The sequence below is a fragment of the Dietzia sp. Cai40 genome, assembly GCF_014145165.1.
GTDB lineage: Bacteria > Actinomycetota > Actinomycetes > Mycobacteriales > Mycobacteriaceae > Dietzia > Dietzia natronolimnaea.
Genome location: NZ_JAALEB010000364.1, coordinates 1 through 6,696 on the forward strand (window position 1 = coordinate 1; position 6,696 = coordinate 6,696).

The 6,696-nt window shown below is 69.9% G+C and carries 6 protein-coding genes; 1 reads left to right on the plus strand and 5 read right to left on the minus strand.

The genetic code is table 11. The annotated features are described in order from the left end of the window. Nucleotides 1-103 precede the first annotated feature (103 nt). The 4 genes from leuA to G6022_RS13480 all read right to left on the minus strand — a co-directional run bounded on the left by leuA (nucleotide 104) and on the right by G6022_RS13480 (nucleotide 4,550). Nucleotides 104-1,966 (minus strand): 2-isopropylmalate synthase, encoded by a 1,863-nt coding sequence (leuA, locus tag G6022_RS13465; protein WP_179524340.1) that lies wholly within the window; start codon nucleotides 1,964-1,966, stop codon nucleotides 104-106. Between the two features lie 156 nt (nucleotides 1,967-2,122). Beyond that, nucleotides 2,123-2,560, minus strand: a complete 438-nt coding sequence (locus tag G6022_RS13470; protein WP_182639876.1) for a GNAT family N-acetyltransferase — start codon at nucleotides 2,558-2,560, stop codon at nucleotides 2,123-2,125. Between the two features lie 73 nt (nucleotides 2,561-2,633). After that, nucleotides 2,634-3,545, minus strand: a complete 912-nt coding sequence (locus tag G6022_RS13475) for a trypsin-like serine protease (RefSeq protein WP_187701365.1) — start codon at nucleotides 3,543-3,545, stop codon at nucleotides 2,634-2,636. 138 nt (nucleotides 3,546-3,683) lie between these two features. Further along, nucleotides 3,684-4,550: a DMT family transporter gene (locus G6022_RS13480; protein ID WP_182638459.1), complete on the minus strand. Its 867-nt coding sequence runs from the start codon at nucleotides 4,548-4,550 to the stop codon at nucleotides 3,684-3,686. Between the two features lie 71 nt (nucleotides 4,551-4,621). Between G6022_RS13480 and G6022_RS13485 the strand changes: the two genes are divergently transcribed. Next, entirely contained in the window at nucleotides 4,622-5,884 is a 1,263-nt protein-coding gene (locus tag G6022_RS13485; protein ID WP_182638458.1) for an aspartate kinase, read from the plus strand. Between the two features lie 131 nt (nucleotides 5,885-6,015). Here the strand turns inward: G6022_RS13485 and G6022_RS13490 are convergent. After that, nucleotides 6,016-6,696: DUF559 domain-containing protein (locus tag G6022_RS13490; RefSeq protein ID WP_182691759.1), on the minus strand; the 681-nt coding region annotated here is incomplete at its 5' end.

Below are 6,696 nucleotides of genomic sequence, written 5' to 3' on the forward strand. Positions count from 1 at the left end.
CCCCGCCCAACGAGAAGAGCGTCCCGCACACCCCGCCCTCGGGCGATGTGTGCGGAACGCTCTTCTCGACGGGGCCGGCCCCCGGGGGAGCAGCCCCCAGGCGTCAGGGGGCCCAGGTCCGGGCGCCCACGGTGCTGCCCACTGTCTCGTCGGGGACCACGGCCTCGTCGGCGTACGCGCGGTTCACGGCCGAGACCACGGCGCGCAGTGTCGCGGTGGTGATGGAACCGGCCCGGCCGACGCCCCAGAACACCCGGTTGCCGAACTGCACCTCGACGTACGCCGCCGCGGTGGCGTCGTCGCCGGCGGTCATGGCGTGCTCCGAGTAGTCGAGGATGCGCACCTCGTCGTCGAACATCTCGTTGAGCGCGGCGACGAACGCCGCCAGGGGGCCGTTACCGGACCCCGTCAGCTCCTTGGTCTCGCCCTTCCACTTGACCACGGCGTCGATCGAGTCCACGCCGTCGTCGGTCTCGGCCGGGTCGAGCTGCTGGGAGATCCGCTCCATGGGGGAGACGCGGTCCAGGTACTCGAGGGTGAAGATGTCCCACATCTGCTTGGGCGTGACCTCGCCACCCTCGGAATCGGTGACGTTCTGCACCAGGGCGGAGAACTCCATCTGCAGGCGCCGCGGCAGCTGCAGGCCGTAGTCGCTCTTCATGATGTAGGCGACGCCGCCCTTGCCGGACTGCGAGTTCACGCGGATCACGGCCTCGTAGGTGCGGCCCTCGTCCTTGGGATCCACGGGCAGGTAGGGAACCTCCCACGTGATGTCGGTGATGTCCTCGCCCCGCGCGTCGGCCTCGACCTGCAGTGCGTCGAAGCCCTTGTTGATCGCGTCTTGGTGCGAGCCCGAGAAGGCGGTGAAGACCAGGTCGCCGCCGTAGGGGTGACGCTCGGGTACGCGCAGCTGGTTGGCGTACTCGACGGTGCGGCGGATCTCGTCCATGTCCGAGAAGTTGATCTGCGGGTCGACGCCGCGGGTGAGCAGGTTCATGCCCAGCGTCACCAGGCAGACGTTGCCGGTGCGCTCGCCGTTGCCGAACAGGCATCCCTCGATGCGGTCGGCGCCGGCCTGGAAGGCCAGCTCGGCGGCGGCCACGCCGGTGCCACGGTCGTTGTGCGGGTGCAGCGACAGGATCGTGGAGTCGCGGCGCGCCAGATTGCGGTGCATCCACTCGATCTGGTCGGCGTACACGTTGGGCGTGGCCATCTCGACCGTCGCGGGCAGGTTGAGGATGATCGGGTTCTCCGGAGTGGCGCCCACGACCTCGGTGACGGCGTCGCAGACCTCCTTGGAGAACGCGAGCTCGGTGCCGGTGAACGACTCCGGGGAGTACTCCCAGCGCCAGTTGGTGTCCGGGTAGTCCTTCGCGATGGCGGTCACCAGCTCGGCGGCGTCGGTGGCGATCTTCTTGATCGCGTCCCTGTCCTTACGGAACACGACCTTGCGCTGCAGGATCGAGGTCGAGTTGTAGAAGTGCACGATCACGTTGGACGCGCCTTCGCACGCCTCGAACGTGCGGCGGATCAGGTCCTCCCGGCACTGCACCAGCACCTGGATGGTGACGTCGGAGGGGATCGCCTCGTCCTCGATGATCTCGCGGACGAAGTCGTAGTCGGTCTGCGAGGCAGACGGGAACCCGACCTCGATCTCCTTGTAACCCATGCGGACCAGCAGTTCGAACATCCGGCGCTTGCGGGCCGGGCTCATGGGGTCGATCAGCGCCTGGTTGCCGTCGCGCAGATCCACGGCGCACCACTGGGGCGCGTGGGTGATGACCTTGTCCGGCCAGGTGCGGTCGGGCAGCGAGACGTCCTCGACCTCCTCCGCGAAGGGCCGGTACCGGTGGGCCGGCATCGAGGAGCCCTTCTGTCGGTTCCACGACGGTTGGTCGGGGCGTCCGGGCTTGGAGGGGGGAGTGATGGTCGACGACGACGAGACGAATGCGTCAGCGGGATTCATTGCGGGGCTCTACTTCCGTGGATTCGATCTGTGGGGATCGGACCGGCGCGACGAGATCCCGCGACGGGGAGCCGGTCCGCCTCAGCGGGCCCCGCCGCGGCACCCAAGAAGGAGCACGCGCTGCATGGCGGTCACGATACACGGTTCCGCGGGGTCTCACGGAATCGGGATGACGAAGGTCGTGGACCCCGTGGTCGCCTCCGGCGGGGAGAGCGGGGAGTCGGCGCCCAGCTCCTGGTCGTGGTGCATCGACCCCCACAGCCGGCGACAGCCGGCCTCCTCGGCGATGCCGAGCGCCTTGTCCACCAGTTGATGGGCGATCCCGCGGCCACGCAGCGGTTCGCTCACCCGGATCCCGTAGACGAACAGGTCCGGGCTGGCGCCCAGGTAGCCGGTCTCCACCGCCACCAACATGCCCACCGGGACCTCGTCCTGCAGCGCCAGCAACAGCAGGTTGGATCCGTTGTCGAGGAAGTCCCGGGTCCACTCCGCGGTGGGTGGGTGGCTGAACAGGTCGTCGGCGGTCAGCACCAGATCGAGGTCGCCGCGCGAGGCGCGACGGATCACGAGCTCCGGCTGCTCCGGCGAGGTCATCTGTTCAGTGTGACAAATACGCGGGCGGTCCGGTGCACGTGAGTGACGGCCGGGTGCGACCGGTACCTCGTCGTCATCGGTTGGCGATCATCCAGTCGATCCAACCGTTCTGGAACGGGACCGACTCGTACCAGGCCGGATTGGTGCCGTCGGGCTGGCGTCGTGCGTGGTCGGAACCGGAATGGATGCCCACCAGCAGGTCGCCGTGGAAGACGGGCCCGCCGGAGTCCCCGGCCCCGTATCCGCCCTGGATGGTGTGGGACCGGCCGATGCGGGATCCGCCCCGCGGCTCCATCCGCTCGAGGCGGGTGAGTCCGGTGCGCAGCTCCGCGGCGCGCTGACCGCCGGGCGAGGTGGCGCCGAAGCCGTGGAACCGCAGCACGTCGCCGGCCACGGGGTCCCTGCCCGCGCGCTTGACGGACGGGGACGGCGCCGGATGCGCCAGCTTGAGCAGCATGACGTCCCCGGCGGGTGCGTGGTAGGCGGCGACGGGGGTGTGCCGCCCGATGCTGCCGGTCTCGAGGGATCCGAACGCCCCGACGATCTGGGGGGTGGCGAGCGAGGCGGTCTCGGCGAACCCGCCCGGGACGGTCGCCCCGTTGCCGAATCCCAGGGTGTACGCGTTCGGGTTGGCGGGGCCGCAGTGTCTGGCCGTCGCCACCCAGTACGGGGCCACCACCACTCCGGAGCAGGGGGTGCCGGGGATGCCGCTGAACGTCGTGATCTGGACGGCCCAGGGCGCCGGCCCGGAGGGGGTGCCGTTGACCACGGCCCCGGCCGTGGGCGCGGAGACGGCGAGCGGGGCGATGACCGCGGCGACCGAGGCGAGCGTCGTCGCCACGAGGCGGGACGTGCGGCGTGACCCCCGGTGGGTGTCACTGCGGGAGTCACTGCGGGAATTGCGGCGGGAATCACGGCGGGAATCGCGGCCGCCCTGTGCGGCGCGGCCGTTGCTCGAGGTGTCGCTGGGGCGGGTGAGACGCATGAGGCTCAGCGTAAGCGATGGGATCGACGTGCGCTGCCGCTCGGGGTGGGTCCTCATGGCTCTGGAATCGCGGCCCGCCCGGCCCGCGTTACCCGGGACCCACCCGGCCCGCGTCAACCGCAGCCCACCCGGCCCGCGTCACCCCGGGACCGACTGGGTCTCCTGGTCGACCTCCTTGTTGGCCAACCGCACGGTCGCCACCACCATCAGGACGAGGGTCGCGGCCAGGATCGCCAGCTCGGGGCCGTCGACGGTGAACCACTCGCCCAGGACCACCACCCCCAGTCCCAGCGCGACGACGGGCGTGGTGACCGTGGAGGCGGGCACCGCCTGGTGCACGGCCCCCGCGGAGAACGACATCTGCTGCAGCGTCAGCGCGATCACCGCCGCCGCCACCAGTCCGTACACCTCGCCCGTGGTGAACACCTCGAGCAACCCGCCCGAGTACCACCGGTCGGCGACACCCTTGGTGAGCAGCGCGACGTAGGCGAACGCGAGACCGCCGGCGACACCCAGGAGCAGCGCGCGGTTGCCGTTGCGGCGTCGGTTCCGGGACAGACGCAGCAGCACGGCGATGACGGCGAGCCCGGCCGCGCACGCGAGCGCCCACTCGTACCAGGGCGGGTGCGCGTCGCCTCCCGTCGGTCGCCCGTAGATCACCAGGACGACCACGCATCCCGCCAGGACGTACCCCCAGAACAACTCGGTCTTGGTCACCCGCCGGCCCGTCACCCAGGCTCCGAGCGGGAGCGCGAAGGTCAGTGAGAGGACGGTGATGGTCTGCACGAGGATGAGCGAGCCGAACGCCAGCGCCCCACCCTGGAAGGCGAATCCGGCCAGGCTGATCGCCATGCCCGACCACCAGTACCTGCTGGCCAGGACGCCGAAGCGACCCTCGAGCCGACCCCCGGCGCGGTCCTTCGTGCGGTGCCGCATCACGGTGCCGAAGGCCTGGCTGAGGGCGGAGGCGAGGGCCAGGAGGACGGCCACCCAAGTTTCAGTCATCGATGATGAGTAAACACCTCCCGTAATGTAGGGCTGCGTTAAGCCGATCAACACCGGAAGGGTGTGACCGCGTGGCACTCGTAGTGCAGAAGTACGGCGGCTCCTCCGTGGAGTCCGCAGAACGTATCCGTCGGGTGGCCGAACGGATCGTCGAGACCAGGAAGGCGGGCAACGACGTCGTCGTCGTCGCCTCCGCGATGGGGGACACGACCGACGAGTTGTTGGACCTGGCGGACCAGGTCTGCCCGGCGCCCCCGCAGCGCGAGATGGACATGCTGCTGACCTCGGGCGAGAGGATCTCCAACGCGCTGTTGGCCATGGCCATCAGTTCGTTCGGGATGGAGGCGTACTCGTTCACCGGCTCGCAGGCCGGGATCATCACCACCACCAAGCACGGCGACAGCCGGATCATCGACATCACACCGGGGCGGGTCCGCGACGCCCTGGACCAGGGCAAGATCGCTCTGGTCGCCGGGTTCCAGGGTGTGTCCCGGGAGACCCGCGACGTCACGACCCTGGGTCGTGGCGGTTCGGACACCACCGCGGTGGCCATGGCGTCCGCGTTGGGCGCCGACGTCTGCGAGATCTACTCGGACGTCGACGGCATCTACACCGCCGACCCCCGGATCGTCCCCGACGCCCGCAAGCTCGACACCATCTCGTACGAGGAGATGCTGGAGATGGCGGCCGTCGGTTCGAAGATCCTCAACCTGCGGAGCGTCGAGTTCGCCCGCAGGTACCACGTGCCCCTGCGCGTGCGCTCGTCGTATTCGACCAACCCGGGCACGCTCGTGGCCGGAAAAGTGGAGGACATCCCCGTGGAAGACGCAGTCCTGACCGGAGTCGCTCACGACGCCTCGGAGGCCAAGATCACGGTCGTCGGGATCCCGGACCAGCCGGGGTACGCCGCCAAGATCTTCCGCGTGGTGGCCGACGCCGAGATCAACATCGACATGGTCCTGCAGAACGTCTCCAAGGCGGAGGGCAAGACCGACATCACCTTCACCTGCCCACGTGAGGTCGGGGCCAGGGCCGTCGAGGTGCTCTCGCAGGCCAAGGACGACCTCGGGATCGACCAGGTGCTCTACGACGACAACGTCGGCAAGGTCTCCCTGGTCGGCGCCGGCATGAAGTCGCATCCGGGCGTCACCGCGACGTTCTGCGAGTCGCTGTCCGAGGCCGGGGTCAACATCGAGCTCATCTCCACCTCGGAGATCCGCATCTCGGCGCTGGTCCGCGAGGACGAGCTCCCCGAGAGCGTCCGCGCCCTGCACGCGGCGTTCGAGCTGGGCGGCGAGGAGGAGGCCCAGGTCTACGCCGGCACCGGCCGCTGACCCGAGCCCCTACACCCCCCACCTCGAGAAGACAGTTCCGCACACATCGCCCGAGAGCGAGTGTGCGGAACTGTCTTTTCGTCGGCGCACTGCCGTGAGTCGGCGCACCGCCGTCACGCGACGCACCGCCGTCAGCCGCCGCGCTCGCGGACGCCGGCCCGGATGTCGGCAGCGGTCGCCTGCGCGTCGCGGGTGACCATCGTGGTGGTGAGGGGGTAGACCAGCCATCCCGCGCGACGGAGTCGGTTCCAGCGGGTGAGGTCCTTGGCGTGTTGCGCCGGGTCGCGGTGGTACTCGCCGTCGTACTCGACGCCGACCTTGAGGTCCCGGCGCCCGAGGTCGAGGTGATAAGGAAGGCCGGGCACGGGGACCTGCGTCTCGAACCCCGTGAGACCGTGATTCATCAGGAACAGTCGGGTCCGGGTCTCCCACGGTGACTGGGCGCCGATGTCACACAGGTCGAGCGCCGCCAGGACCTGGCGTTTTCCGGGGATCCGTCGGGGGGTCATCGCGAGTGGCCGGACGTCGCGCTCCGGGTCGACGCCGATGGACGGACCCGCATCCAGCGCGCAGACGGCGTCCGTCAGGTCACCGCGCCGCGCGATGTCGAACAGCGCCCATGCGGGGCTCGCGGCCAGGCCGGCACCCGCGGTTCCGGTCAGGTGGCACACGTGTTCCCGTGGGATCGTGTACTGGCGGCCGATCATGCCGGGCCGACGTACCCGCGTCGAGCCGGCGGCGAACTCGTCGGGGTAGTCCCGCGGCGGGAACGGGTGGCCGTGTGCGTCGGCGGCCAGCCAGCCGGTCGCGAT

What these genes read in the sequence shown, in the direction of transcription:
- G6022_RS13475 (WP_187701365.1), bottom strand. Translation starts at nt 3,545, where the DNA reads ATGCGTCTCACCCGCCCCAGCGACACCTCGAGCAACGGCCGCGCCGCA.
- G6022_RS13480 (WP_182638459.1), bottom strand. Translation starts at nt 4,550, where the DNA reads ATGACTGAAACTTGGGTGGCCGTCCTCCTGGCCCTCGCCTCCGCCCTC.
- leuA (WP_179524340.1), bottom strand. Translation starts at nt 1,966, where the DNA reads ATGAATCCCGCTGACGCATTCGTCTCGTCGTCGTCGACCATCACTCCC.
- G6022_RS13470 (WP_182639876.1), bottom strand. Translation starts at nt 2,560, where the DNA reads ATGACCTCGCCGGAGCAGCCGGAGCTCGTGATCCGTCGCGCCTCGCGC.